22 protein-coding genes and 4 tRNA genes are annotated in these 22,651 nt (G+C 52.4%); 14 read left to right on the top strand and 12 right to left on the bottom strand.

Annotated elements, in window-relative coordinates:
- Positions 1-10 precede the first annotated feature (10 nt).
- Positions 11-2,908 carry an aminomethyl-transferring glycine dehydrogenase gene (gene gcvP, locus ACT3RP_RS08530; protein WP_444625473.1) on the bottom strand — a complete coding sequence of 966 codons (2,898 nt, stop codon included), beginning with the start codon at positions 2,906-2,908 and terminating at the stop codon, positions 11-13.
- A gap of 84 nt (positions 2,909-2,992) precedes the next feature.
- On the bottom strand, positions 2,993-3,382 hold the full coding sequence (gcvH, locus tag ACT3RP_RS08525; RefSeq protein WP_483393632.1) for a glycine cleavage system protein GcvH: 390 nt from the start codon (positions 3,380-3,382) through the stop codon (positions 2,993-2,995).
- 441 nt (positions 3,383-3,823) lie between these two features.
- Between gcvH and ACT3RP_RS08520 the strand changes: the two genes are divergently transcribed.
- The 5 genes from ACT3RP_RS08520 (at position 3,824) to ACT3RP_RS08500 (ending at position 8,976) form a co-directional block, all read left to right on the top strand.
- Complete coding sequence (locus ACT3RP_RS08520; RefSeq protein ID WP_441683730.1) at positions 3,824-5,227, top strand: alanine/glycine:cation symporter family protein; 1,404 nt, start codon at positions 3,824-3,826, stop codon at positions 5,225-5,227.
- Positions 5,228-5,346: 119 nt separating this feature from the next.
- Positions 5,347-6,459: a glycine cleavage system aminomethyltransferase GcvT gene (gene gcvT / locus ACT3RP_RS08515; protein ID WP_096280169.1), complete on the top strand. Its 1,113-nt coding sequence runs from the start codon at positions 5,347-5,349 to the stop codon at positions 6,457-6,459.
- A 211-nt stretch (positions 6,460-6,670) separates the two neighbouring features.
- Positions 6,671-7,387 (top strand): CDP-alcohol phosphatidyltransferase family protein, encoded by a 717-nt coding sequence (locus ACT3RP_RS08510; RefSeq protein WP_483393631.1) that lies wholly within the window; start codon positions 6,671-6,673, stop codon positions 7,385-7,387.
- A complete protein-coding gene (locus ACT3RP_RS08505) occupies positions 7,380-8,312 on the top strand; it encodes a phosphatidate cytidylyltransferase (protein WP_096280165.1) in 933 nt (310 codons plus the stop codon). Before ACT3RP_RS08510 ends, ACT3RP_RS08505 begins: the two co-directional genes overlap by 8 nt.
- 10 nt (positions 8,313-8,322) lie before the next feature.
- Complete coding sequence (locus tag ACT3RP_RS08500; RefSeq protein WP_483393630.1) at positions 8,323-8,976, top strand: lysophospholipid acyltransferase family protein; 654 nt, start codon at positions 8,323-8,325, stop codon at positions 8,974-8,976.
- 41 nt (positions 8,977-9,017) lie between these two features.
- Here the strand turns inward: ACT3RP_RS08500 and ACT3RP_RS08495 are convergent, their stop codons facing one another.
- The 3 genes from ACT3RP_RS08495 to ACT3RP_RS08485 form a co-directional block, all read right to left on the bottom strand.
- Positions 9,018-9,878 (bottom strand): M23 family metallopeptidase, encoded by an 861-nt coding sequence (locus tag ACT3RP_RS08495; protein WP_096280161.1) that lies wholly within the window; start codon positions 9,876-9,878, stop codon positions 9,018-9,020.
- A 32-nt stretch (positions 9,879-9,910) separates the two neighbouring features.
- The gene (locus tag ACT3RP_RS08490) at positions 9,911-10,792 is read right to left on the bottom strand and encodes a 1-acylglycerol-3-phosphate O-acyltransferase, YihG family (RefSeq protein WP_444625471.1); all 882 of its coding nucleotides are present in this window, start codon (positions 10,790-10,792) and stop codon (positions 9,911-9,913) included.
- Positions 10,793-10,996: 204 nt separating this feature from the next.
- Entirely contained in the window at positions 10,997-11,263 is a 267-nt protein-coding gene (locus tag ACT3RP_RS08485; RefSeq protein ID WP_483393629.1) for a LysR substrate-binding domain-containing protein, read from the bottom strand.
- Between the two features lie 62 nt (positions 11,264-11,325).
- Between ACT3RP_RS08485 and ACT3RP_RS08480 the strand changes: the two genes are divergently transcribed.
- Positions 11,326-12,024, top strand: a complete 699-nt coding sequence (locus ACT3RP_RS08480) for a CoA transferase subunit A (protein WP_444625470.1) — start codon at positions 11,326-11,328, stop codon at positions 12,022-12,024.
- Between the two features lie 80 nt (positions 12,025-12,104).
- Complete coding sequence (locus ACT3RP_RS08475; protein WP_483393628.1) at positions 12,105-12,770, top strand: CoA transferase subunit B; 666 nt, start codon at positions 12,105-12,107, stop codon at positions 12,768-12,770.
- Between the two features lie 57 nt (positions 12,771-12,827).
- Here ACT3RP_RS08475 and ACT3RP_RS08470 read toward each other — a convergent pair whose 3' ends face one another.
- Together ACT3RP_RS08470 and ACT3RP_RS08465 are read right to left on the bottom strand one after the other, a co-directional pair.
- Positions 12,828-13,595, bottom strand: coding sequence for a VOC family protein (locus tag ACT3RP_RS08470; RefSeq protein ID WP_096280153.1), 768 nt, complete (start codon positions 13,593-13,595; stop codon positions 12,828-12,830).
- A 225-nt stretch (positions 13,596-13,820) separates the two neighbouring features.
- On the bottom strand, positions 13,821-14,084 hold the full coding sequence (locus ACT3RP_RS08465) for a GrxA family glutaredoxin (RefSeq protein ID WP_096280151.1): 264 nt from the start codon (positions 14,082-14,084) through the stop codon (positions 13,821-13,823).
- 223 nt (positions 14,085-14,307) lie between these two features.
- Between ACT3RP_RS08465 and ACT3RP_RS08460 the strand changes: the two genes are divergently transcribed.
- Positions 14,308-15,081 carry a 3-hydroxybutyrate dehydrogenase gene (locus ACT3RP_RS08460; protein WP_441683714.1) on the top strand — a complete coding sequence of 258 codons (774 nt, stop codon included), beginning with the start codon at positions 14,308-14,310 and terminating at the stop codon, positions 15,079-15,081.
- 53 nt (positions 15,082-15,134) lie between these two features.
- On the opposite strand, the gene ACT3RP_RS08455 is transcribed toward ACT3RP_RS08460, so the two are convergent.
- Genes ACT3RP_RS08455 through ACT3RP_RS08445 form a run of 3 tightly spaced genes read right to left on the bottom strand, consistent with a single transcriptional unit; the run spans position 15,135 to position 17,414 of the window.
- Positions 15,135-15,674 (bottom strand): response regulator transcription factor, encoded by a 540-nt coding sequence (locus ACT3RP_RS08455; protein WP_483393627.1) that lies wholly within the window; start codon positions 15,672-15,674, stop codon positions 15,135-15,137.
- Positions 15,675-15,718: 44 nt separating this feature from the next.
- On the bottom strand, positions 15,719-16,990 hold the full coding sequence (locus ACT3RP_RS08450) for an ATP-binding protein (protein WP_483393626.1): 1,272 nt from the start codon (positions 16,988-16,990) through the stop codon (positions 15,719-15,721).
- 7 nt (positions 16,991-16,997) lie between these two features.
- The gene (locus ACT3RP_RS08445; RefSeq protein ID WP_096280142.1) at positions 16,998-17,414 is read right to left on the bottom strand and encodes a hypothetical protein; all 417 of its coding nucleotides are present in this window, start codon (positions 17,412-17,414) and stop codon (positions 16,998-17,000) included.
- Positions 17,415-17,593: 179 nt separating this feature from the next.
- Here ACT3RP_RS08445 and pyrC point away from each other — a divergent pair, with 179 nt between their 5' ends.
- Entirely contained in the window at positions 17,594-18,631 is a 1,038-nt protein-coding gene (gene pyrC, locus ACT3RP_RS08440) for a dihydroorotase (protein ID WP_444625465.1), read from the top strand.
- Positions 18,632-18,706: 75 nt separating this feature from the next.
- Here pyrC and mtnN read toward each other — a convergent pair whose 3' ends face one another.
- Together mtnN and folD are read right to left on the bottom strand one after the other, a co-directional pair.
- A complete protein-coding gene (mtnN, locus tag ACT3RP_RS08435) occupies positions 18,707-19,417 on the bottom strand; it encodes a 5'-methylthioadenosine/S-adenosylhomocysteine nucleosidase (protein WP_483393625.1) in 711 nt (236 codons plus the stop codon).
- Between the two features lie 48 nt (positions 19,418-19,465).
- Positions 19,466-20,326 carry a bifunctional methylenetetrahydrofolate dehydrogenase/methenyltetrahydrofolate cyclohydrolase FolD gene (folD, locus tag ACT3RP_RS08430; RefSeq protein ID WP_096280136.1) on the bottom strand — a complete coding sequence of 287 codons (861 nt, stop codon included), beginning with the start codon at positions 20,324-20,326 and terminating at the stop codon, positions 19,466-19,468.
- A gap of 225 nt (positions 20,327-20,551) precedes the next feature.
- Here folD and ACT3RP_RS08425 point away from each other — a divergent pair.
- From ACT3RP_RS08425 to ACT3RP_RS08405, 5 genes are all read left to right on the top strand, one after another.
- Positions 20,552-20,628 (top strand) — tRNA-Pro (locus ACT3RP_RS08425).
- Positions 20,629-20,717: 89 nt separating this feature from the next.
- A tRNA-Arg gene (locus ACT3RP_RS08420) sits at positions 20,718-20,794 on the top strand.
- Positions 20,795-20,865: 71 nt separating this feature from the next.
- Positions 20,866-20,940 (top strand) — tRNA-His (locus ACT3RP_RS08415).
- A gap of 28 nt (positions 20,941-20,968) precedes the next feature.
- Positions 20,969-21,043, top strand: a tRNA-His gene (locus ACT3RP_RS08410).
- Positions 21,044-21,341: 298 nt separating this feature from the next.
- The gene (locus ACT3RP_RS08405) at positions 21,342-22,583 is read left to right on the top strand and encodes an NAD(P)/FAD-dependent oxidoreductase (protein WP_483393624.1); all 1,242 of its coding nucleotides are present in this window, start codon (positions 21,342-21,344) and stop codon (positions 22,581-22,583) included.
- The last annotated feature ends 68 nt before the right edge of the window (positions 22,584-22,651 follow it).

Here is a 22,651-nt window from a genome sequence, read left to right as displayed (position 1 = left end):
TTAATCGACGTTACGACTCGCGGTATTCGTCGATGCTTGGGCAAGAGCAAATCAACTGGCGATCGCCAAAGACATTGTCGACGCGGTTAACGGCAGGCCAGTATTTAGCCGCCTGAACAGCAGGTGTCGGAAACGCTGCTAACTGGCGGTCATAAGGCCGCTGCCAGTCGTTATCCATAAGGTCCGCCTGCGTATGCGGTGCATTCACAAGCGGGTTATTATCCAGCGGCCACTCGCCACGCTCGACACGCGCAATCTCTTCCCGAATAGCAATCATCGCATCGCAGAAGCGGTCGATTTCATACAGCGACTCAGACTCTGTCGGCTCAATCATCAGCGTGCCAGGCACAGGGAAAGACATAGTCGGTGCGTGGAAGCCATAGTCCATTAAGCGCTTAGCGATATCTTCTTCGCTAATCCCAGAAGCGCCTTTAAGCGGACGAATATCAATGATGCATTCGTGTGCTACTGTGCCATTCTTTCCGCGATAAAGAATAGGAAAGGATGTTTCTAAGCGCTTGGCAATGTAGTTGGCGTTGAGGATGGCAAGCTCGGTTGCTTCACGCAGCCCGCGAGCGCCCATCATCTTAATATAAGCCCAGGAAATGGGCAGAATAGACGCGCTGCCGAAGGCTGCCGCGGAGACGGCGCCGCTATCCGCATTAACGCCGCTGATGGGCGTTACGACGTGGTTAGAGACATAGGGCGCAAGGTGCGCTTTAACGCCAATAGGCCCCATGCCCGGGCCGCCGCCGCCGTGAGGAATACAGAAGGTTTTATGCAGGTTGAGGTGGGAAACATCGCCACCAAAATCACCGGGTCGCGTTAAACCTACTTGGGCATTCATGTTGGCGCCATCGATATAAACCTGGCCACCGTTGTCATGAACAACGTTGCACGCTTCCCGCACGCTTGTTTCAAACACGCCGTGCGTAGAAGGGTAGGTCAACATAATGGCTGATAGCTGGTCGCGGTGTTGCTCGGCTTTAGCGCGCAGGTCCACCATATCAATGTTGCCGTTTTGGTCACATTCAACCACCACCACCTTCATCTGCACCATGGCCGCTGAGGCAGGGTTGGTGCCGTGGGCAGAGCTAGGAATTAAGCAGACATCGCGATGGCTTTCACCCTGTGCGGCCTGGTAACGGCGAATGGCTACTAACCCTGCATATTCGCCCTGTGCACCGGAGTTTGGCTGCATCGAAAGATGGTCGTAGCCTGTCACTTCGACCAGGAAAGCCGAGAGTTCGTCGATCATCTGGTGGTAGCCCGCCACTTGGTCGCGAGGTGCAAACGGGTGCAGGTGCGCAAACGATGGCCAGGAGACGGGGATCATTTCGCTGGTGGCGTTAAGCTTCATGGTGCAAGAGCCGAGCGGGATCATCGCGTGTGCTAGCGATAGATCCTTATTCTCAAGGCGCTTTAAGTAGCGAAGCATTTCAGTTTCACTGCGGTAGCGGCTAAAAGTCGGGTGACTCAAAAAGTCACTTTCACGCTGGCAGCTAGAGGGAATGCCCGATAGGCCGCTTGCAATGACCTGCTCGTCTAGAACTGCGATAGAAAGGCCGTGCTCATCACCTAGCAAAACATCAAACAGCGTTGCTATATCGTGGGCCGTGGTTGTTTCATCCAGGCTGATGCCCACATCGCCATTGGCAAAGTAGTGTAGGTTAATGTCATGGGTCATGGCGCGGCCATGAATCTTGCCTGCATCAACGCCCGTTAAGCACAGCGTATCAAACCAGCTGCCATGGGCGAGCGACACACCGGCATGCTTAAGACCTTCGGCAAGTAACGTTGCCAAGCGGTGAACGCGACCGGCAATTTTACGTAGGCCTTCAGCACCGTGATAAGTGGCGTAGAAACCGGCGATATTGGCCAGCAGCGCCTGGGCAGTACAAATATTAGACGTCGCCTTTTCACGACGAATATGCTGCTCGCGCGTTTGCATGGCCATGCGCAGTGCCGTATTACCACGGCTATCTTTAGACACTCCGATAATGCGTCCAGGAATGGAGCGTTTAAGTTTGTCGGAGGTGGCGAAGAACGCTGCGTGTGGGCCGCCAAAACCCATCGGTACGCCAAAGCGCTGTGAGTTGCCAACGACGATGTCGGCACCCAGCTGGCCGGGCTCTTTCAGCACCACAAGACTCAATAGATCGGTGGCAACGCAGGTCATAATATTGCGTTCAGCGGCCTGACTTATCAGCGGCGCAAGATCACGCACCTGACCACTTGCTGAGGGGTATTGAACCAATGCGCCGAACACATCATGCTGGGCTAAGTCTTCAGCGGCACCAACAATGAGTTCAAAGCCAAAAAACTCGGCGCGTGTTTTGACGACATCAAGCGTTTGTGGGAAAACGTCGTCGGCCACGAAAAAAGCGTTGGACTTGCTTTTTTTATTGCCACGTTTGCAAAGCGCCATGGCTTCGGCAGCGGCGGTTGCTTCGTCTAGTAGTGAAGCATTGGCAAGCTCCATGCCGGTTAAATCCATCACGACCTGCTGGAAATTTAGCAAGCCTTCAAGACGGCCTTGGGAGATCTCTGGCTGATAGGGCGTGTAAGCCGTATACCAGCCGGGATTTTCTAGCACGTTGCGCTGGATAACCGCGGGCATATGAGTGCCGTAATAGCCTTGGCCAATATAGCTTTTAACCACGCGATTTTGCCGCGCAAGCTGCGCTAAGTAATCGAGTGCTTCTGCTTCGCTGCGCGGATCGTCAAGCGCTAGCTCGCGCCCAAGGCGAATGTCACTTGGCACCGTTTGCTCAATTAAATCGTCCATGTCCTTCATGTTGAGCGCGTTTAGCATGCTAGATACGTCGTCGGCATTGGGGCCGTTATGACGTTTAATAAAAGCATCGTGATCGGCCAGCTCGGCCAGGCGGCGTGTTTCAAAAGACATGAGGTAGATTCCGGACGTTAGAAGAGAACCGTGCAGCGGCAAAAAGCGAAGAGCCCGCCAGAAACGGCAGGCTCTACTATCGTATTAGTCGTCAGCGCCAAGCGTTGCTTGATACGCATCTGCGTCTAGCAGGTCTTCGAGAGCCGCGTCATCAATGCGTACTTTCATGATCCAGCCGCCGTCATAAGGAGAGTCATTGACTGTTTCTGGAGAGTCTTCAAGCGCTTCATTGACATCGATGACCTCACCATTCACGGGTGAGTAAAGATCAGATGCCGCTTTGACAGACTCAATAACACCGAACTCCTGACCTTTCGTAAGCACTGCACCTACTTCAGGTAATTCGACAAAAACCACATCACCTAACGCTTGCTGAGCGTGATCGGTAATGCCAACTGTGACGGTGCCGTCTTGATGATCAAGCACCCACTCGTGACTTGCAGCATAACGAAGATTTGCGGGAAGGTTGCTCATGATAATTTCCTATATGAAGCGGTTTTCTGTATCTAAGCATACTAGCGCTTGTGGCTCGCCTTGGCGACTGTCAGTGGGTAGCCGGCAAACGAATAATGCTGCATGTTAACGTGTTTCCAATCGGAAACAAGTTTCTTGATCACTCCTTTGCGAGCTTGATCAGGACATGGTTTCGTTAGGAGCCCAGCATTGCACGCAGTTATAAAAAAAGCAGCATACGCTATGAGCAAGCGACATCACCCTATGAGCTGACTAAGTATATAGTGTAAAACATGCGTGATAACTCCGTGACAGCGTCATGTTTGATCGCCAAAGTGTTCTTACAGACAGTGCTTAGGAATAGTTCTTAGAAGCAGTTCTTAGAAACAGTTCTTAGGATCGGCATTCCGTCTGTCATGTATAGCCAATAAATGCAACAAATCTAAGGGTGAGGAGAAGCGCGTGGAAATGTTAACAAACCTGTTAGGGGCCATTAATGGCGTGGTCTGGGGGCCGCTCATGCTGGTTCTGCTGCTGGGCGTGGGTATATACCTGCAGCTTGGCTTGAAACTGATACCGATCAGAAAACTCGGCATGGGCTTCAAACTAATGTGGGCTGGTCGTGAGTCCAAGGCAAGCGCTGATAAAGTCGCATCAAAAGGCGATGATGGAGAGATATCGCCTTTTGATGCGTTGATGACAGCGCTTTCTGCCACGATCGGGACCGGTAATATTGCCGGTGTGGCTACCGCCATTGCGCTAGGTGGCCCCGGCGCGGTTTTTTGGATGTGGATTACTGCATTAGTGGGTATGGCGACCAAGTTTGCTGAAGCAGTCTTGGCCGTTCGCTACCGTGAAACCGATAGCACAGGTTTCCACGTCGGCGGACCGATGTTTTATATCAAAAATGGCCTAGGCAAAAAGTGGCTGTGGTTAGGTGGCGTATTTGCTTTTTTTGGCGCTGTGGCAGCGTTTGGAATTGGTAATACTGTCCAGTCCAACTCCGTGGCAGATGCTATGGACATCACTTTCGGCGTACCTCACTGGCTGACGGGCGTCGTTATTATGGTATTGGCCGGTGCAGTGATTCTGGGTGGTATCAAACGTATTGCTAAAGTCGCCGGTAAACTGGTGCCGATTATGGGGATTGCCTACGTGGTGGCTGGCCTGCTGGTGTTGATTATCAACGCTGGTCAGATTGGCGAAGCATTTGGCTTGATCTTTTACTACGCCTTTAACCCGATGGCGGCGGCCGGTGGCTTTGCTGGCGCTGCTGTCATGGCAGCCATTCGTTTTGGTGTAGCCCGAGGCATCTTCTCTAATGAAGCAGGCCTGGGTAGTGCACCTATTGCGCACGCAGCGGCAAAAACTAAAAACCCGGTACGCCAAGGGTTGATTGCCATGCTGGGTACCTTTATCGATACGATTATAGTGTGCACGATTACCGCATTGGTGATTTTGACCTCTACCGTGTGGATGGAGGGAGAGGCTGGCGCATCGCTGACCGCACTCTCATTTGATGCAGCGCTACCCGGGTATGGTAATCAGATCGTAGCGGTGGCGTTGGCTATTTTTGCCTTCACCACCATTCTTGGCTGGTCATTCTACGGGGAAAAATGTTGCCAATTCCTATTCGGAACCGGTTCTATCATGATCTATCGGGTGCTGTTTGTATTAGCGATCCCGCTAGGGGCTATTGCGCAGTTGACCTTTATCTGGCTAATGGCTGATACCTTTAATGCAATGATGGCGATCCCCAACTTGATTGCTCTAGCACTACTTTCACCAGTAGTCTTTAAACTGACCAAGGACTATTTTGACGGCAAAGACGTGTTGCCGGGTGAAGAGCTAGACCACGATCAATAATGCGCTAAGCGCTTGATGCGCTATTGAGTGCATGGTGTCAGTCATTACAGAGGCGGGAAGACACTTAGTCGGTGGCTTCCCGTTCTCTTTTAAGTGATCCATTTAAGTGAGGAAGTCTCATGACAACGTTAAAGCAAACGCCGCTTCATGCATTACATTGTCGGCTAGGTGCAAAAATGGTGCCTTTTGCTGGTTACGATATGCCGGTGCAATATCCGCTGGGTGTTAAAAAAGAGCATGAACATACGCGCCATCAGTGCGGTCTGTTTGATGTTTCGCACATGGGGCAAATTCTGGTCTCAGGCGACAACGTAGCGCAGGCTCTTGAAACGCTGATACCCGCTGATCTCGTCGGACTGGAAAAGGGCGCTCAGCGCTATGGGATTTTCACCAGCGCTGAAGGCGGAATCATTGATGATTTGATGCTGGTGAATGCCGGGGATCATTTTTATCTTGTCGTTAACGCCGCCTGCAAAGACCAAGATTTGGCACATTTGCGGTTGAGTTTGTCAGCGACCCATACTATCGAGCCCTTAGAGCGCGGATTACTGGCGCTGCAGGGCCCGCTGGCACGTGATGTAATGCAGCGGCTTTGCCCCGAAGCTTGCGAGCTGGTGTTTATGCAGCACGGCCGCTTTATCATTGCAGGCCAGGAAGTGTGGGTTAGCCGTAGCGGCTACACCGGCGAGGATGGCTTTGAAATATCCGTCGCCGCCGATTTCTGCGAAGAGTTTGCTGAACGGCTGCTTGCCGAGCCCGAGGTCGAGGCGATTGGGCTGGGCGCGCGTGACTCGCTGCGGTTAGAGGCGGGGCTGTGCCTCTATGGCCATGATATGGATATGCAAACCACGCCGATAGAGGCTGGGCTCATTTGGGCAATTGGCAAGCCGCGTCGTCATGGCGGGGAGCGTCCGGGTGGCTTCCCAGGTGCCGATGTGATTTTGCATCAAGTCGATACCAAAGATCATACCCGCAAGCGTGTAGGACTTTTGGCTGAAGGCCGGGCGCCGGTGCGCGAAGGTGCCCCATTGGTAGATGCGGCAGGCAATGACGTAGGAATAGTTACATCGGGTGGTTTTGGTCCCAGTATCGGTACGCCGGTTGCTATGGGCTATGTGAACCGCGAGCAGGAAGCCCCGCAAAGCGTTGTGTATGCGGTCGTGCGCGGTAAACAGCTGCCGATGGTGGTGACGCCCATGCCCTTTGTAAAAGCGGGCTATTATCGCGGTTAATAACAGCACGCCGCGCAAGGCGCTAGCATGTTTCTAGCGTCTTGCGCCGCGGATTAAAAGATAAGCTGGGCATAGCGACATTGAAACGTGTTCGCCGTCGCTTGGGAGTACGACGAATAAGCGCAGGCGCGAATACAGCTCAAAGGCGTTGCTTCGTTGTTAACCGCTGAATTAGTATGGCTGCATCTGTGATGCTTAGGAGTATCGACTTGTGTCCACCTCTCAGGGGACGCGTCGTCCCATCAAAACCCGTGACCATCGTTTCGCTCAACGTATTACTGTCTGGCTGAGTAAACGGCAGATCTCTCCCAATCAGATTTCCCTTGCGAGTATCGGCTTTGCAGCGTTCGCTGCTCTGATGTTGGTGTTTTGGCGCCATGCGGAAGCGGGTGCCGATTGGCTGCTGCCGATAATGGCTATTGCCGGTATTCAGGGGCGGCTGCTGTGCAATCTTTTCGATGGCATGGTCGCCATGGAAGGTGGCAAGTCAACGCCTTCTGGTGAGTTGTACAATGACATGCCTGACCGGCTTGCAGATACCTTGCTGCTTGTCGCCGCGGGCTATGCCGCCGCAAGCTGGCAGCCAGCCGGTATTTGGATGGGCTGGCTGGCGGCTATGCTAGCGGTGGCAACGGCCTACGTTCGTGTGTTGGGTGCTTCTATGGGTGCGCCTATGCGCTTTCTCGGGCCTATGGCTAAGCAACACCGTATGGCGCTATTGACCGCCGCCTGCTTAGTTAGCGTATTGGAATCTTTTTGGTGGCCGAAGGGTGTCGCTATGTTTGTGGTGACGCTAGTGTTTGTTGTTGGCTGTACCTGGACGATTGCGCGCCGTATCCGCGCTATTCATTGCTATCTTGTGGATCAATCGCATGTTATCAGCAGCGATCCTGAGCGGGCGACAGAGCAGGGTGCGGATCATGTTTGAGATTGCACCCCATGCACGAACGGTCGTGCTTGCTGTGCTGGGGTTGCTGTGCGTGGCCAGTTTGTCTCGACTGTGGTTGGCGCAGCAGAACCCGACCCGGGATTATCAGGAGCTAAAGCTGCGTATTCGCTCCTGGTGGTGGATGATTGGTCTGCTATTTGTTGTGCTGATGCTCAATCGCCAAGCGGGAATTGTGTTCTTTGCATTTCTTAGCTATTTAGCACTTAAGGAATTCTTTTCGATTGTGCCGACCCGGCTCACCGATCGTCGCGTGTTGTTTTGGGCTTACCTGGCCATTCCGCTGCAGTATTTCTGGATATGGCATGACTGGTACGGCATGTTCAACGTGTTCGTACCTGTTTATGTATTTTTATTCCTGCCTGTACGGATGCTGCTGCTGGGTGACAATAATGGCTTTATCCGCTCAGCCGGTGTTATTCATTGGATGGTGATGCTAGCTGTTTACTGTATTAGCCACCTGGCCGCGCTATTAACACTGCCGGTGATAAATCATGCTGCAGGATATCTTGGCCCCGTTCTTTTTGTGATCTTTCTGACTCAGTTCAATGACGTATGCCAGTACATTTGGGGCAAACAGGTGGGTCGACGCAAGATTATTCCCTTAGTGAGCCCGAATAAGACCTGGGGAGGTTTTATTGGTGGCTGTGTCACGGTGACGCTTTGCTCGGGCATGATTGGTCCTTATCTAACGGGACTTTCCTGGCAACTGAGTTTGGTGGTTGGGGCGATGATTGCGGTGGCAGGCTTTTTTGGCGATGTCGTCATTTCTTCTGTCAAACGCGATCTAGGTATCAAGGACACGGGGCAGTTAATACCTGGTCACGGCGGCATTCTGGATCGACTCGATAGCATTATTTATACCGCGCCTATCTTCTTCCACTTCTATCGCTATTTTGCTTATTAAGGGAACCGCCATGAAACGCTGGCTGAAGATACTGTCTTTCATGCTTGTGGTTAGGCCTCTCATTATCATTGTTATTGGGCTTAATGTTTATCAACGCGAGCGGCTGCCTAAGCAAGGGCCGCATGTCATTATCGCCAATCACAATAGCCATCTTGATACGCTGGTGCTGATGAGCCTGTTTCCGTGCTCGCAGTTACACCGGGTTCGTCCTGTCGCGGCAGCGGATTACTTTCTCTCCAATCGCTGGCTGGCTTGGTTTTCGACGAACGTGCTCGATATTATCCCAGTGCATCGTGATGGCAGCGCTGAGCGCAAGGATTTACTGGTGGATTGCCAAACGGCACTGAAAGCTGGCGATATACTTATCCTATTCCCTGAAGGCAGCCGCGGTAAGCCTGAGTCGATGCAGCCAATGAAAAAAGGCGTTTATCACATGCTCAAGGAAACCCCGGAGATTGGTGTAACCCCGGTGCTACTAAGAGGCTTAGGGCGTGCGCTGCCCAAAGGCGAAGCATTACTGGTGCCACGTAATTGTGATGTGGCGGTGGGAGACAGCATCTATGCAGACCAGACGGCTGAGGGCTTCATGGGAGCAGTGGATGAGGCTTTTGTAGAGCTTAAAGCGCAGTGTCAGGGCAGTGCCTGGCTCGATGAAGGTTTATGAGCCACCGGCCAGGCTGTGTGTTTATATTCCGCTTGACTCGTCTATCTAAGTACCTGCCTAGGGTCGATAGGCTTGCCGCCTTGGCGTAAATCAAACAATAGGTCATAGCGCTGAGTCGAATCGCTTTGGCCTATTTCGCACAGTGCGTCACCGGCGCTGACCTGCTGTCCTACCTTAACCAAGATACGCTCACACAGGGCGTACACGCTTTGCAGATTATCGGCATGGTGCACGATGACCACCTCGCCTAGCTGGCGCATCCCGTTGGCAAAGCGAACCTCTCCTGGTGCCACGGACTGGGCGCGGGCACCGGCTTGAGTAGCCAACAACATGGGCTGTAGCGTGCCTCGGCTATCAGGGCCGAACCGGCGAACCACGCGATAATCTTCAAGCGGCCAGGGCCAGCGTCGTGCTGATGCGGGCAACGGCTGGCTGGGTGCACTGACGGCTGTCGGCGGGCTAGCGTTTGACGATCCGCCGCTTGAGCTCGCTGAACTTCTCGTCGCCGTACTGCTTAGCGGTAGGCTAATGACTTGGCCTACTCGTAAGCTGGTAGCTGATGTGCCCGCGTTGGCACCCTGAATACGTCCACTGGTGGTGCCAAAATGCCGCGCGATGCTTGAAAAAGTATCGCCGGGTCGAATTTGATAGCGATAAGGCCCGCCGGAAGGCGCACGCTCTTGCTGAGTGGGAATCAATAGCCGCTGGCCGACTTCAAGGCGGCGTGCATCGACGCTTGGATTAAAGCGCTGCAGACGCTCTAGCGGTACGCTAGCTCTTGCGGCCAATTCCCCCAGGGTATCGCCACGGCGTACTTGCACCCAATCGCCGCTGAGCTGGCTGGCGCTAGGTGCTGCTCCTTGAGACGACGATTGCGGGCCGCTGGCACAGCCGGTTAGCATCCCCGCAAACAGACAGCAGCCCAGTAGGGCTGTCAGTCGTGCGCGGTTCGGTCGTCCAGCAGGCCATCTTTTTCCAGCCAGAGTGCATTGATCCATGTGTGGAAGCGTTCCTTATGCTGCTTTTCGTCGTGGTGGTCTGGTGTGTTAACCCACAAAGGAATGTCTAGTTGCCGTGCGTATAGCGCAATGGGGGCTTCTTTACCGCACAAAAATCCCCAAAAAGTGGGCGACGAGTTGGTGTAGCTTATCGTCACATCTAGGATACCATCCAATTGGTTTCCTAGCAGGCTAAGTACCTGCGCCACGCCGCCTGCCTTAGGGCGCAATAAGTGGCGATAAGCACTCTGCTGCGCTTCGCGTTTGGCGACGCTAAAGCGCGTACCCTCAACAAAGTTAAAAATGGCAATCGGAGTGTTGCGGGCCTGTTGGCACATACGCTCGGTCGCTGCACGATCAATGACGGCTAATTTAGGATTTTTGGCTATCTGCTCTCGACTAAATCGACGCATAAAAGGAAATTCTAGCGCCCAGAAAGCCATCCCGACGATAGGAATCCAAATTAATTGGCGCTTTAGAAAAAAGCGAGGCATTGGAATACGCCGGTGCAACGCCATAAGTAGCATGAAAATATCAGTCCAGCTGCGATGATTGGATATCACTAACCAGCTTTGTTGAGGGCTAAGGTGCTCGGGGATGCTGAAGTTTACGTCAGGTTGAAGCCAGTGACGCATCCACCATAAGTTACAGCCAATCCAGTTAAGCGCGACCGCATTTAAGCCACGCAACACGCGCTGCTTGAGCCGTTGCCCCGGCGTTATGATTTTCAGCAAGGTCAGTAGAATAAGAGGTACACCCCAAACCAGCGTGTTGAGGACCAGCAGCAGTGTGCTAACCAGCCCTTTTACAATAGGCATACCACGTTTCCTTAACGTCAGATCAATCGCTTATTAATCCTGAATGCTAAAGGATCAAAGCCACGCTGCCCAGCATTAACAGCAAGGTTAGCTTCTAGGAAACGGTTCTTTAGCCATGAGGCGTCGATGGTGCCTGAACGGTTTCAAGTAATACGTTGCGCAGCGCATGGGCGGCGACTGATAGTTCTTGTTGAGTCAGTATGCCTACTTGGCAAGAAATGCCGGGCGCTGTGAATGGTATCGGGAGCACACCATTTCCATTACTTCTTCGTTGATGACATCGTGCACGGTAATATTGATTTTATAATATTGCTGGCGAAATCTAACCAGCGCAGCGGGTAGTAAATTATAGGCAAAGGCAGGCATTGCCGCGATGCTTAGACGGCCAAGCTGCAGTGTAAAGCGCTGACCCAGCCGCTCTTCGGTATTGTCCCACCGGGCAAGAAGGTGTTTGGATAGCGGTAGCAGCACTACGCAGTTTGCGCACTAGCGGCAATGTTGATTACTCAACGACAACAATGTGAGGCATAACAATGGCAGGTTTCGATAAGCGCGTATCTTCATATGAAGAGGCAATGGAAGGTATCGAAAACGGTATGACGGTGATCGCTGGCGGCTTTGGCCTATGCGGTATTCCAGAAAACCTCATTGCTGAAATTAAGCGACGTGGCGTTAATGACCTTACCGTGGTTTCCAATAACTGCGGTGTTGATGGCTTTGGCCTGGGGCTGCTCCTTGAAGAACGTCAAATCAGTAAGATTCTGGCTTCTTATGTCGGCGAGAATGCTCTATTTGAGCAACAAATGCTCAACGATGAGATTGAAGTGGTATTAACCCCTCAGGGCACCCTGGCAGAGAAAATGCGTGCAGGCGGGGCGGGTATTCCGGCGTTCTATACCGCGACGGGCTACGGCACGCCCATTGGAGATGGCAAGGAAGTGCGTGAATTTAACGGTCGACACTATATTTTAGAAGAAGCGATTATTGGTGACTTCGCCATTGTGAAGGGCTGGAAGGCCGACCGCTATGGCAACGTTATGTATCGTCATACGGCGCAAAATTTTAATCCCATGGCCGCCACCGCAGGAAAAATCACCGTGGTGGAAGTTGAAGAAATCGTTGAGCCAGGTGAGCTTGAGCCTAGCCAGATCCATACGCCGGGCATTTATGTGGATCGGATTATCCAGGGCACGTTTGAAAAACGCATTGAAAAACGCACGGTGCGCAGCTAATCCGTTGGTTCTTTTAAAATATTTATTTTTCAAATGTCCTTTAGCTGCTCACTTATCGATTCAATAAAGAGGAAGTCACCATGGCGTTAACAAGAGAACAAATGGCTCAGCGTGTCGCACGTGAACTGGAAGATGGCTTTTACGTCAACTTGGGCATCGGTATTCCTACGCTAGTAGCCAACTATATTCCAGACGGTATCGACGTCATGCTGCAGTCTGAAAATGGTCTGCTGGGGATGGGCCGTTATCCCACCGAAGACGAGCTTGATTCGGACATGATCAATGCGGGTAAAGAAACGGTAACGGCGCGCCCCGGCGCAGCGATTTTTTCTTCGGCAGAATCTTTTGCCATGATTCGCGGCGGTCACGTGGATCTGACCGTACTCGGCGCTTTTGAGGTTGATCAGGAGGGAAACATTGCGTCTTGGATGATTCCGGGCAAGCTGATCAAAGGCATGGGCGGTGCTATGGATCTGGTTGCTGGCGCGGATAATATTATTTGCACCATGACCCATGCATCTAAGCATGGCGAATCCAAACTGCTGACAAAATGTGAGCTACCCTTGACCGGTGCTGGGTGTATTAGCCGTGTTTTAACCGATCTGGCCTATCTTGAAATTAAAGACGGCGCTTTTATTCTCAAAGAGCGCGCCCCAGGTGTCAGCGTCGAAGAGATTATTGAGAAAACGGCGGGCAAGTTGATCGTTCCAGACCACGTGCCCGAAATGACCTTTGACGCCGAATAATAAGCGGGTAGCTTACATTACTTGAATGGCGTAAGGCGGGCTCGCTAAGGGCGACGTCTACGCCATTTCGCAGCGGGTGTGATCAGGCAGAAGTACCTCAGCAATGCGGCCATGAGCGCTTTCAGTGTGCGTTTGAACCAGCGACAAGCCGCCTAGGCAAACCCGATGCTCATCGCCCTCGCCAAACACTACTTTTTGCGATGTTGTGGGGTAGAAGCGGTGGTCAAGCAGTGGCGAAATAGCAAAGACACCATTTTGATGCTCGTTTAAACCTGGCATGCCTAGCTCGTGGAGTTTTTGATCCAGAGCTATTAATGGCTCGCCCAGCTGCGTGCAATCAAAGCCTGCATGATGCAAGCGCGGGCCCATAACAGCCAGCCAAGCGGCAAGCGGATGAGCCGATAGCAACTGTTGATAAAGCTCCCACGATGGCATGGGCCAGGGCCTGCCACGGCACAGCAAATTGTGGCCTTTGCAGTCCTGTGGATGCGATTGCTGTACCAGCGCTTCGATCGCTTTGCGTGGAGCCTTTGATAGCGTGCCCATTTGTAGTTCGGCCAGTACCAGCCAACTGCCGCCATCGCTCGGCGCTAAAAGGCTAACCAGGAGGCCTTTGTCAGCCATTGCATAGCGGCCGATTGGTCGATACCCCATACGAGCCAAGCTTCCCGTTAGGGCAGTGGCGGCAAAAGGGCCATGATTAAGGGTCACTAACGTTAGGTAGTCGGCGGTGGTCGAGAGAGGCCAAAGCCTCAGCGCTCCGATGTCGGAATGCGTATGTATATAGTCAAGCCACAGCTGCTGAACAAACTCATTACGCTGCATGGTGAACTCCTTGCCCAAAAGCGGCGCACCCTAGCGTGAGCCGTTGAGTCACTGCTCATTATAGGCAAGTGCGAGAGGCAAGAGTTCAACGGGTATTAACGAACGTTTTAACGCTAAGCTTTTAAGACGGAGAACAAACTAGGTTAATGTCAACAATGTTAATATCAACAATGTTCCTGACAACAATGTTCATGGCAACAATGTTCATGGCAACAATGACCAGCGTTAACCAGCTAGCAGCTGTTTGTCGCGCACAAACTGGTCAAACTCCGTAAAGCCGCCAACATGTACCTGATCGACGAACACCTGAGGTACTGTATGGATAGGCTTACCCGCAGTTTTGGCAATATCTTCTTTTGTCACGCCTTCGGACGGCATGTCGACATAGCGGTAACCTTCAATTTTACCGGCCTTTTCTAAGTGTTCCGCGAGATGCTTTGCACGCACGCAGAAAGGGCATGACATTCGACCAAAAATAACCACAAACATAGATGGCACTCCTTTACGATAGGCTGGACAGGCTGCTAACAGGCAATAATTGCGTGATAAGTTGCCGTTAGTTACGCGATAAATGAGCGCCTATTGTGACTGAGCCCAACGCTTTTCGCCAATAGACGCTCACTACGCTAGCTATAATTGACGGTTATCGGCCCGTAAGTACTCTGTAGTGATAAATGTCATCGCAATCAACCCTGACGAAAGGAAAATGCCTATGCCTTCTCAAGCGACTACCGCGCCGCGTGTTGCGTTGGTAACCGGTACTAGCAGTGGTATCGGTGCTGCTGTGGTGGAACATTTTTGCAAGCTAGGGCACCAGGTGCTCGCGGTAGATTTTAATCCAGCGGGAAAGGCTGTTGCGGAAAAAGCGGGCGCTGTGTTTTATGAAGCCGACCTGAGCGATCCGGATGCGTGCCGTGGGGCCGTAACTGAGGCGGTCAAGCGTTTTGGTAGTGTCGATATACTGGTCAATAATGCGGGTATTCAACATGTTGCCTCCATCGAGACGTTTCCCGAAGAGAAGTGGCACCAGATCATTGATTTAATGCTGACTGCACCATTTTTACTGACCCAGGCAGCATGGCCGCACATGCGAAAAAAGGGCTGGGGTCGAATTGTTAACGTAGCGTCAATCCATGCGCAGGTGGCATCGCCGGGAAAAGCGGCTTACACCAGTGCTAAGCACGGGATGATTGGTTTGACTAAGACGGCTGCGCTTGAAGGCGGGGAGCAAGGTATTACCGCAAATGCAGTTTGCCCAGCCTATGTGAAAACGCCGCTAGTGGATAATCAGATTGCCGACCAGGCCAAGCTGAATAACATGGATGAGCAGGATGTTGTCGAAAAAATAATGCTAAAACAGGCTGCGATAAAGCGCTTAATCGAGCCTGAAGAGGTTGCCCAGTTAATCGCTTATCTGGCCTCTGATGCGGCGGGCGCCGTCACCGGCTCCAGTTTTAATATTGATCTAGGCTGGACGGCGCACTAATCGCGCATAGCTTTCAGTCCGCTGCCAATCTTGCACGGTCGTCGGTGGTTAATCTAACGACGTACCGGGCGTTTTTGAAGCTTACGCTGAAGAGTGCGACGGTGCATGCCTAATGCCCGAGCGGTGGCAGATATATTGCCGTCGTGCTCTTGCAGCACTTTTTGAATATGTTCCCAAGTAATGCGGTTAATTGATGGAGGGTTGTCCGCCAGTTCAATGTCGGGATCACCGCTTTGGCGCTCAAAAGCAATCAATACATCGTCTGCATCCACCGGTTTACATAGGTAGTTTGCGGCGCCGAGCTTAATGGCTTCCACCGCCGTGGCAATGCTGGAATAACCGGTCAGCACGACGATGCGGCAATGGGGCGAGATAGCCAACAGTTCAGGCAGCAGCTTTAGGCCAGAACTATTTTCAAGCTTCAGGTCAAGAGTCGCCATGGTGGGCAAGTGCTGTACGGCCATCGTAATCGCCTGCTCCGCATCGTGAGCAACAGTAACGCTATAGCCGCGCCGCGTGAGTGCGCGATTTAAGACATGACAAAACATTTCGTCGTCATCAATGATCAGCAGGCGTTGCTCTTGAGTTGGCATGATGTCCTTAATCCATTGCTGGAGATGCTTTAAGCGTGCGTCGATTAATTAGGCGCCGCGCAGCGAGGTAGCGTTACTTCTGTCAGCGTACCTCCTTCGGGGTGATTGTACAGGCTCACACCGCCGCCAAAGCGGTTGATGGTGGCATGCGTTAAAAATAAGCCGATCCCCATCCCTTTGCTTTTAGTAGAAACGAAGGTTTCGCCTAACTGGTCGGCAATCGACATGGCAACGCCGGGGCCATGGTCGCGAATATCAATCACCACATTATCGCCCTGCCAGTCTAGGCGGATCGCAACTTGGTCCGGGTTTGCATCAGCGGCGTTGTTGAGTAAGTTCATGAGCGCTTGGTCAAGAGTGGCATCGACCGCTAACCAGGGGCGCCCACGCTTCTCGGTCACGCTAAACTGGTGGTTCACGTCTGGCCGCAGCACTAGCCAGCGCTGTACCACTCCTGCTAGCCATGTTTCAGCATCAAGCACTTCAGGTTCAGCCATCCGCCGACGATCAGCATTTAGCACTAAATTTTGTAAGCGTGATTTGCATACGTCCACCTGCTGGCGTAGTAGCACGATGTCTTCATGTAGCACTGAGTTGGTAGGGGCGTCACCCTGCATTTCTTTGAGTAGAATGGCCATAGTAGACAGCGGTGTTCCCAGTTCATGCGCAGTGCCCGCGGCTTGAGTAGCCACCGCCAGAACCTGTTCGTTTCGCAGCGCGGCTTCACGCGTGCGCGACAGCGCTTGGTCACGGCTGCGCAGGGCGTGGGCCATTTTATAAATAAAGAAAGTCACGAGTCCTGCAGACAGGCCGAAATTAAGCCACATGCCAAGCACGTGCAGGTTAAGCAGATCGTCGCTATTAATATGCCCCAGTTGATGAATCGGATGATACAAAAACATTAAAAACGTATAGCCGGCCATCGAGCACGCGGCAATGATCCATGCATGGCGCCAAGGTAGGGTGGCTGCCGCAATGGTAATAGGCACTAAGTAATAATTAATAAAGGGGTTGGTAGAGCCACCCGAAAAGTAAAACAGCAGCGTCAAACCGGTGATGTCAGCGAGTAAGTGCAGTAGGTACTCAATATGCGTCACCGCTCGAGGGCGTCCCAGGCGCCACCAGGTGGCAATGTTGAGCGCGCCCATGGCAATGACTACGCCGACAACAGGAATGACCGGTAAGTCGAAGGCCAGCAGTTCAACGCCGACAATGATGGCGATTAAAAAGCCTGTCCAGGTGATGCCACGTACCATGGTGAGTCTCACCAAGTTACGGTTGGGTGTGGACAGCGGAAGAGGAAGGGCGGTTTGCATGATACGTTTACTTCGTTTTGGCTTTTAAACCGTGAATGACAAACTTGATAAACAGCGTCATCACATAGGTTGCCCAGCCGGCAGAGGCCAGTATATTAAACAGCAGCATTTTAGGCGGTAGCCAGGCACTACTCAGCAAAGCAGCGAGCATAATGTGGAAGAACATCGCGAGTAAGAGCGGTAGTGCTAAAATATGTATCCACATATCGGTGCGCCGTTTGCGAATATGATAGCGGTGCAGTAAGTAGCGCAGTGGCCGGTGAGCCCAGCTAAAAACCACCAGAGCGCCGATCACCAACAGTATGGCAAGCGTGGGTTCAGTGCTGCCGATATGGACAGACAGCGAAATAGACCAGGCGAGACTAAGCCACATTAATCCTTCTAGGCTGGCAATAATGTCTGCATAGCGACGCACGTTCTGCATAAACAATCCGATCCTTGCCGATAAACCTGCTTGTGAAAACAGTCAGTGTAAAAGTGTGGTCATGATACGACACTTGAGCAAGGCTGTGGGGGCTTGAAGAGTGGATTTATCCACACGGCTAATTGCGTATACTGTGCGTACCCTTGTTTTAGCGACTTTACTTCAGCACAGGACTTGCCATGGACACTGTAACTCTGACTCGCCCAGATGATTGGCATCTTCATTTACGTGACGATGGCGCATTAAAAGCCGTTGTAGGACATACCGCCGCTCAGATGGGGCGCGCGATCATTATGCCAAATCTAACGCCGCCGGTGACTACTACTATTCAAGCGCTTGAATACCGCCAGCGTATTTTAGAAGCCTTGCCAGTGGGTAGCACTTTCGAGCCTTTGATGGTGCTGTATCTCACCGATACCACGCCCCCCGAGGAGATCGAGCGTGCTGCACAAAGCGGTATTGTCAAGGCAGTGAAACTTTATCCGGCTGGCGCAACAACCAATTCCGACTCTGGTGTCACCGATTTGGCGCACTGCGACGCAGCGATTGCGATGATGGTGAAGGTCGGTATGCCTTTGCTAGTGCATGGTGAAGTGACCGATGCGCAAATTGATATTTTTGACCGTGAAGCAGTGTTCATTGAGAAGGTTATGAAGCCGCTGCTGGAACGCCATCCGGCACTGAAGGTGGTGTTTGAGCATATTACTACCCAGCAGGCGGCCGAGTTTGTCGCTCAAGCGCCGGATAATGTGGCCGCCACTATTACGGTGCATCACCTGCTGTTTAATCGTAATAAAATGCTGGTGGGCGGTATTCGTCCGCATTATTACTGCCTGCCCATTTTGAAGCGTGAGCAGCATCGTCAGGCGCTGTTAAAAGCGGCCACGAGCGGTAGTCATAAGTTCTTTCTCGGCACCGATAGCGCACCGCATTCGCAGGATGCTAAAGAGTCAAGCTGTGGCTGTGCTGGTGCTTACACAGCGCCTGCAGCCATTGAGCTTTACGCAACGGCTTTTGACGAGATGAATGCGCTGGACAAGCTGGAAGGCTTTGCAAGCCTTAATGGCCCGCGTTTTTACGGCCTTTCGCCCAATGCTGACCGCATCACGCTGGAGCGGCGTGAGTGGCGTTTGCCTGAAAGCTACCCTTATGCGCAGGGCGAGCAAATTGTTCCGCTTTTAGCGGGCGAGACGCTTAGCTGGGCAGTCAAGGCGTAGGCTTAACCGTTATACCGTCGGCCACGCTGCCGACGGTATAAGTGGCTTTAATCAGCGAGCGCTATATTGTTGCCGTTAATCGGCGTTGCCCAGCTGTTGAAGCATTTGATTGACCATGCGTGATGAGTGATCGGCCGCTACTTCTAAGAACTGATCAAATGAAAGATGGTTGTCACCGCTGCCAGGGATATCAGAAAGGGCACGAATCACCACAAACGGGCATTGATAAAGATGGCACGTTTGCCCAATGGCGGCGCCCTCCATCTCGACGGCCAGCATCGTAGGAAACTGAGCCCGAGTAGCTTCGACGCGCGCAGGGTCAGCCATAAAGGCGTCACCGGTAGCAATCAAACCTTCACGTACCTGAACCTCGCCTAGCGAGGCGATAGCGTTACGAGCAATACCGCGAAGCTGCGTATCAGCGAGGTAGGCGGCGGGCATGCCCGGCACCTGGCCTATTTCGTAGCCAAATACCACGGCATCAACGTCGTGATGGCGTACTTCTTCTGAAATGATGACATCGCCAATGGCTAAATCAGCAGCAAATCCGCCTGCTGAACCGGTGTTAATGACGGCATCGGGCTGATGGCGTTCGAGCAAAATTGCCGTACCTACCGCGGCGTTTACTTTGCCAATGCCCGATAGCAGTACGATGACCTCAACGCCATAGCGTTTGCCCGTATGAAATACAAAGCCTGCGTGTTCATAGCGTTGAGCGTCTTCTAGCTGGCTGACTAAGGCGTCAACCTCTTGCGCCATCGCGCCAATAATACCAATGCGCTTCACTGCACAATGCTCCTGAGTAAAAGGGGAATGCCGTCCTGGACGTCGTGATTACTGCGTTAGGTCGTGTTGCTCTGCCGCCTCTAGCGTGTTTTCAAGCAGCGTCGCTACCGTCATCGGGCCAACGCCGCCAGGCACCGGCGTGATGAAGCTTGCTCGTTCGGCTGCCACTGCGAAATCGATATCACCGATTAGCGTGCCGTTTTCTTGGCGGTTAATGCCTACATCAATGACGACAGCGCCAGGCTTTATCCATTCACCCTTAACCAGGCCCGGTTTGCCGACAGCCACAACTAATATGTCGGCGCGGCTGACGTGCTCGGCAAGGTTTTGCGTAAAGCGATGGCATACGGTCGTGGTGCAGCCCGCTAACATAAGTTCTAACGCCATTGGGCGACCAACGATATTAGATGCGCCCACCACGGTGGCATCTAGGCCGCGTAAGGCTATATCGCTTTGAGCAAGCAGCGTCATAATGCCTTTAGGGGTGCAGGGGCGTAGCGCAGGCATACGCTGCGCTAAACGCCCGATGTTATACGGGTGAAAGCCATCAATATCTTTATCGGGTCGAATGCGCTCTAAGATAGGCCCAGCATCAAGATGCTTAGGCAGCGGTAGCTGCACCAATATGCCATCTATGTTCGGATCGCTATTGAGCTGGTCGACAAGCGCTTCTAACTCATGCTGTGACGTGTTGGTTGGCAGGGCGTGCTGAAGCGAGACAATACCGGCTTGCTCGCAGGCGCGATGCTTATTATTGACATAGACTTGAGAGGCGGGATCATCTCCAACCACAACAACGGCTAGTCCCGGTGCCCGTAAACCTGCTTGTCGGCGTGCGGCGACTTTTTCGGCAACCTGTTGGCGGACAGTAGCAGCGATGGATTTGCCATCGATTAGTTGGGCGGTCATGTTCTGGAATCCCTGTGGACGTTGATAAGGGTGACGTTAATGAAGGGCTATGCATCGTCATGCTGATGTAACGGCAAGCTTTTAAAGGCGGCAATTTTCGCATGCTAGGGCATCCAGGCAAAGCGACTTAACGAATAACCCGTTTAGTTGTTGACTTTAAATTTAAAAATAGTAATATATGCCTCGCTTGGACGGGCAAAGCGGTAGCGTCTAGGGTGATAGAATCGGGATGTAGCGCAGTCTGGTAGCGCGCCTGCTTTGGGAGCAGGATGTCGGGGGTTCGAATCCCTCCATCCCGACCACACCTAACGTGAAAGCTGATAGCTTGTTTTCTAAAGCATTGGTTGTGGTCTAGTGCTCATCAGTATTCTTATTTTTGGATGCTCTTTGTGCGCCCATAGCTCAACCGGATAGAGCAACGGCCTTCTAAGCCGTAGGTTGCGGGTTCGATTCCTGCTGGGCGTGCCACCGTATTCAGTGGTATTAACCTGTCAGAATCCTATCTTCAATCACGCTTGTTTTACGTAAGATTGTCTTTGGTGGGTGTAGCTCAGGGGTAGAGCCCCGGATTGTGATTCCGGTGGTCGTGGGTTCAAATCCCATCATCCACCCCAGTGACAATATTTGCGTTTTTAGGTTGTGGTGGGTGTAGCTCAGTGGTAGAGCCCCGGATTGTGATTCCGGTGGTCGTGGGTTCAAGCCCCATCATCCACCCCATTTCTATATTTTCCTTTCTTACTCTTATTTTTTCTTGATGCCCTTAATTGGGTTTTTTTGCGTTTCTGTTTTTCGATTTCTCGTCTTTTACATCAAGAGAAAAAATGATGTTGGCTAGCTTGTCTACAGTAGCAATAGCGATTCCCCATGCTTTGGTAGCATTAATTGCTAATTATGCGGGTTAAAAGAGAGTTTTAAGCTCTGTCAAAGCCCTTTGTTTAGTGATATTTTTCAATAAGTTATTTTTTAACCTCTGCTGGTAATAGTAATTCCTAATTCGCAAAGGGAGTGGATCACGATGGCGCGTCAAACGGTTGTTTTGGGGGCAGGCATGGTGGGTGTCTGTATTGCCTGGCATCTGCGTCAGCGCGGGCATGATGTCACCCTGGTGGACCGCCTTCAGCCGGGTCGAGAAACTTCCTTTGGCAATGCCGGTATTATTCAGCGTGAAGCCGTCAGGCCTTATCCTTTCCCGCGTGATATTAAAACGCTGCTAAGCGTCTTGCCCAACCGCAGAGTAGATATTCGCTATCGCCTAGCGGGTATGATAAATGCCGCCTCTCCACTGTTGCGCTACTGGATGAACTCAGCTCCTAAGGCTTACCAAAAAATCGTGCCGGAGTACGCATCGTTGATCCAGTTGGCGCTCAAAACTCATGGACCCATGATTGAGGCCGCTGGGGCAGAGCACCTAGTGCGCAGGGATGGGTGGCTTGAGCTCTACCGTACTCCTGAAAAGCTGGTGGCTCGATTAAAAGATGCCGAAGAGGCGAGACGCCTTTATGGCGTTCAATTTGAAGAATTGGATCGAGCAGCACTTATAGTCAAAGAGCCTGCGCTGAGCGGTAACATTGTGGGTGCAATTCACTGGCTTGACTCATGGACCGTGGCTGACCCTGGCGCTTTGGTGGCAGCGTACGCACAAGCGTTTAACCGCGACGGTGGGCGTATTGTGCAGGCGGATATTCAGTCGGTTCAGCAAATTGGTGATCGATGGCAGGTAAAAACGCCATCTGAAACGATTGAAGCAGATAATGTCGTCGTCGCGTTAGGCCCTTGGGCGGGTAATTGGCTAAAAGAACTGGGTTATCGCTTCCCCACCTTCGTGAAGCGTGGTTATCACATGCATTACGCCACGCAGACACCGGCTAAGCTCAATTACTGGTTAATGGATGCAGAGGTTGGCTACTTGCTTGCGCCAATGAATGCGGGTGTGCGGCTAACAACGGGGGCACAGCTGGATCGTTTAGAGGCGCTAGCCGATGCTAAGCAGCTCGATGCTGCAGAAAAAGTAGCCCGCAGCGTATTTCCGTTAGGCGAGCGGCGTGATGAAGCTCCTTGGAAAGGCGCGCGGCCTTGTCTTCCCGACATGAAGCCGATTATTGGTCCTGCTCCGCGTCACCCCGGCCTATGGCTCGCTTTTGGCCATGGGCATCAAGGGTTTACCCTAGGTCCAGCCACGGGCCAGCTGCTGGCGGATATGATGGAAGGCAAAGAGACGGCTGTCGATATGGCGCCGTTTCGTGCAGACCGCTTCTAAACACCGGCGTTCAAGCATTGATTAGTGCCATGTCGGGTATTTATCGGTAAGTACTTCAAATAAGTATT

Source organism: Halomonas sp. AOP5-B2-8, assembly GCF_052376475.1.
Lineage (GTDB): Bacteria > Pseudomonadota > Gammaproteobacteria > Pseudomonadales > Halomonadaceae > Vreelandella > Vreelandella casei.
The sequence above is the reverse complement of the archived record's forward strand: the minus strand, read 5'-3'. Positions and strand labels throughout refer to the sequence as shown.

What these genes read in the sequence shown, in the direction of transcription:
- gcvP (WP_444625473.1), bottom strand. Translation starts at nt 2,908, where the DNA reads ATGTCTTTTGAAACACGCCGCCTGGCCGAGCTGGCCGATCACGATGCT.
- gcvH (WP_483393632.1), bottom strand. Translation starts at nt 3,382, where the DNA reads ATGAGCAACCTTCCCGCAAATCTTCGTTATGCTGCAAGTCACGAGTGG.
- gcvT (WP_096280169.1), top strand. Translation starts at nt 5,347, where the DNA reads ATGACAACGTTAAAGCAAACGCCGCTTCATGCATTACATTGTCGGCTA.
- ACT3RP_RS08505 (WP_096280165.1), top strand. Translation starts at nt 7,380, where the DNA reads ATGTTTGAGATTGCACCCCATGCACGAACGGTCGTGCTTGCTGTGCTG.
- ACT3RP_RS08500 (WP_483393630.1), top strand. Translation starts at nt 8,323, where the DNA reads ATGAAACGCTGGCTGAAGATACTGTCTTTCATGCTTGTGGTTAGGCCT.
- ACT3RP_RS08495 (WP_096280161.1), bottom strand. Translation starts at nt 9,878, where the DNA reads ATGCTAACCGGCTGTGCCAGCGGCCCGCAATCGTCGTCTCAAGGAGCA.
- ACT3RP_RS08490 (WP_444625471.1), bottom strand. Translation starts at nt 10,792, where the DNA reads ATGCCTATTGTAAAAGGGCTGGTTAGCACACTGCTGCTGGTCCTCAAC.
- ACT3RP_RS08480 (WP_444625470.1), top strand. Translation starts at nt 11,326, where the DNA reads ATGGCAGGTTTCGATAAGCGCGTATCTTCATATGAAGAGGCAATGGAA.
- ACT3RP_RS08475 (WP_483393628.1), top strand. Translation starts at nt 12,105, where the DNA reads ATGGCGTTAACAAGAGAACAAATGGCTCAGCGTGTCGCACGTGAACTG.
- ACT3RP_RS08470 (WP_096280153.1), bottom strand. Translation starts at nt 13,595, where the DNA reads ATGCAGCGTAATGAGTTTGTTCAGCAGCTGTGGCTTGACTATATACAT.
- ACT3RP_RS08465 (WP_096280151.1), bottom strand. Translation starts at nt 14,084, where the DNA reads ATGTTTGTGGTTATTTTTGGTCGAATGTCATGCCCTTTCTGCGTGCGT.
- ACT3RP_RS08460 (WP_441683714.1), top strand. Translation starts at nt 14,308, where the DNA reads ATGCCTTCTCAAGCGACTACCGCGCCGCGTGTTGCGTTGGTAACCGGT.
- ACT3RP_RS08455 (WP_483393627.1), bottom strand. Translation starts at nt 15,674, where the DNA reads ATGCCAACTCAAGAGCAACGCCTGCTGATCATTGATGACGACGAAATG.
- ACT3RP_RS08450 (WP_483393626.1), bottom strand. Translation starts at nt 16,990, where the DNA reads ATGCAAACCGCCCTTCCTCTTCCGCTGTCCACACCCAACCGTAACTTG.
- ACT3RP_RS08445 (WP_096280142.1), bottom strand. Translation starts at nt 17,414, where the DNA reads ATGCAGAACGTGCGTCGCTATGCAGACATTATTGCCAGCCTAGAAGGA.
- pyrC (WP_444625465.1), top strand. Translation starts at nt 17,594, where the DNA reads ATGGACACTGTAACTCTGACTCGCCCAGATGATTGGCATCTTCATTTA.
- folD (WP_096280136.1), bottom strand. Translation starts at nt 20,326, where the DNA reads ATGACCGCCCAACTAATCGATGGCAAATCCATCGCTGCTACTGTCCGC.
- ACT3RP_RS08405 (WP_483393624.1), top strand. Translation starts at nt 21,342, where the DNA reads ATGGCGCGTCAAACGGTTGTTTTGGGGGCAGGCATGGTGGGTGTCTGT.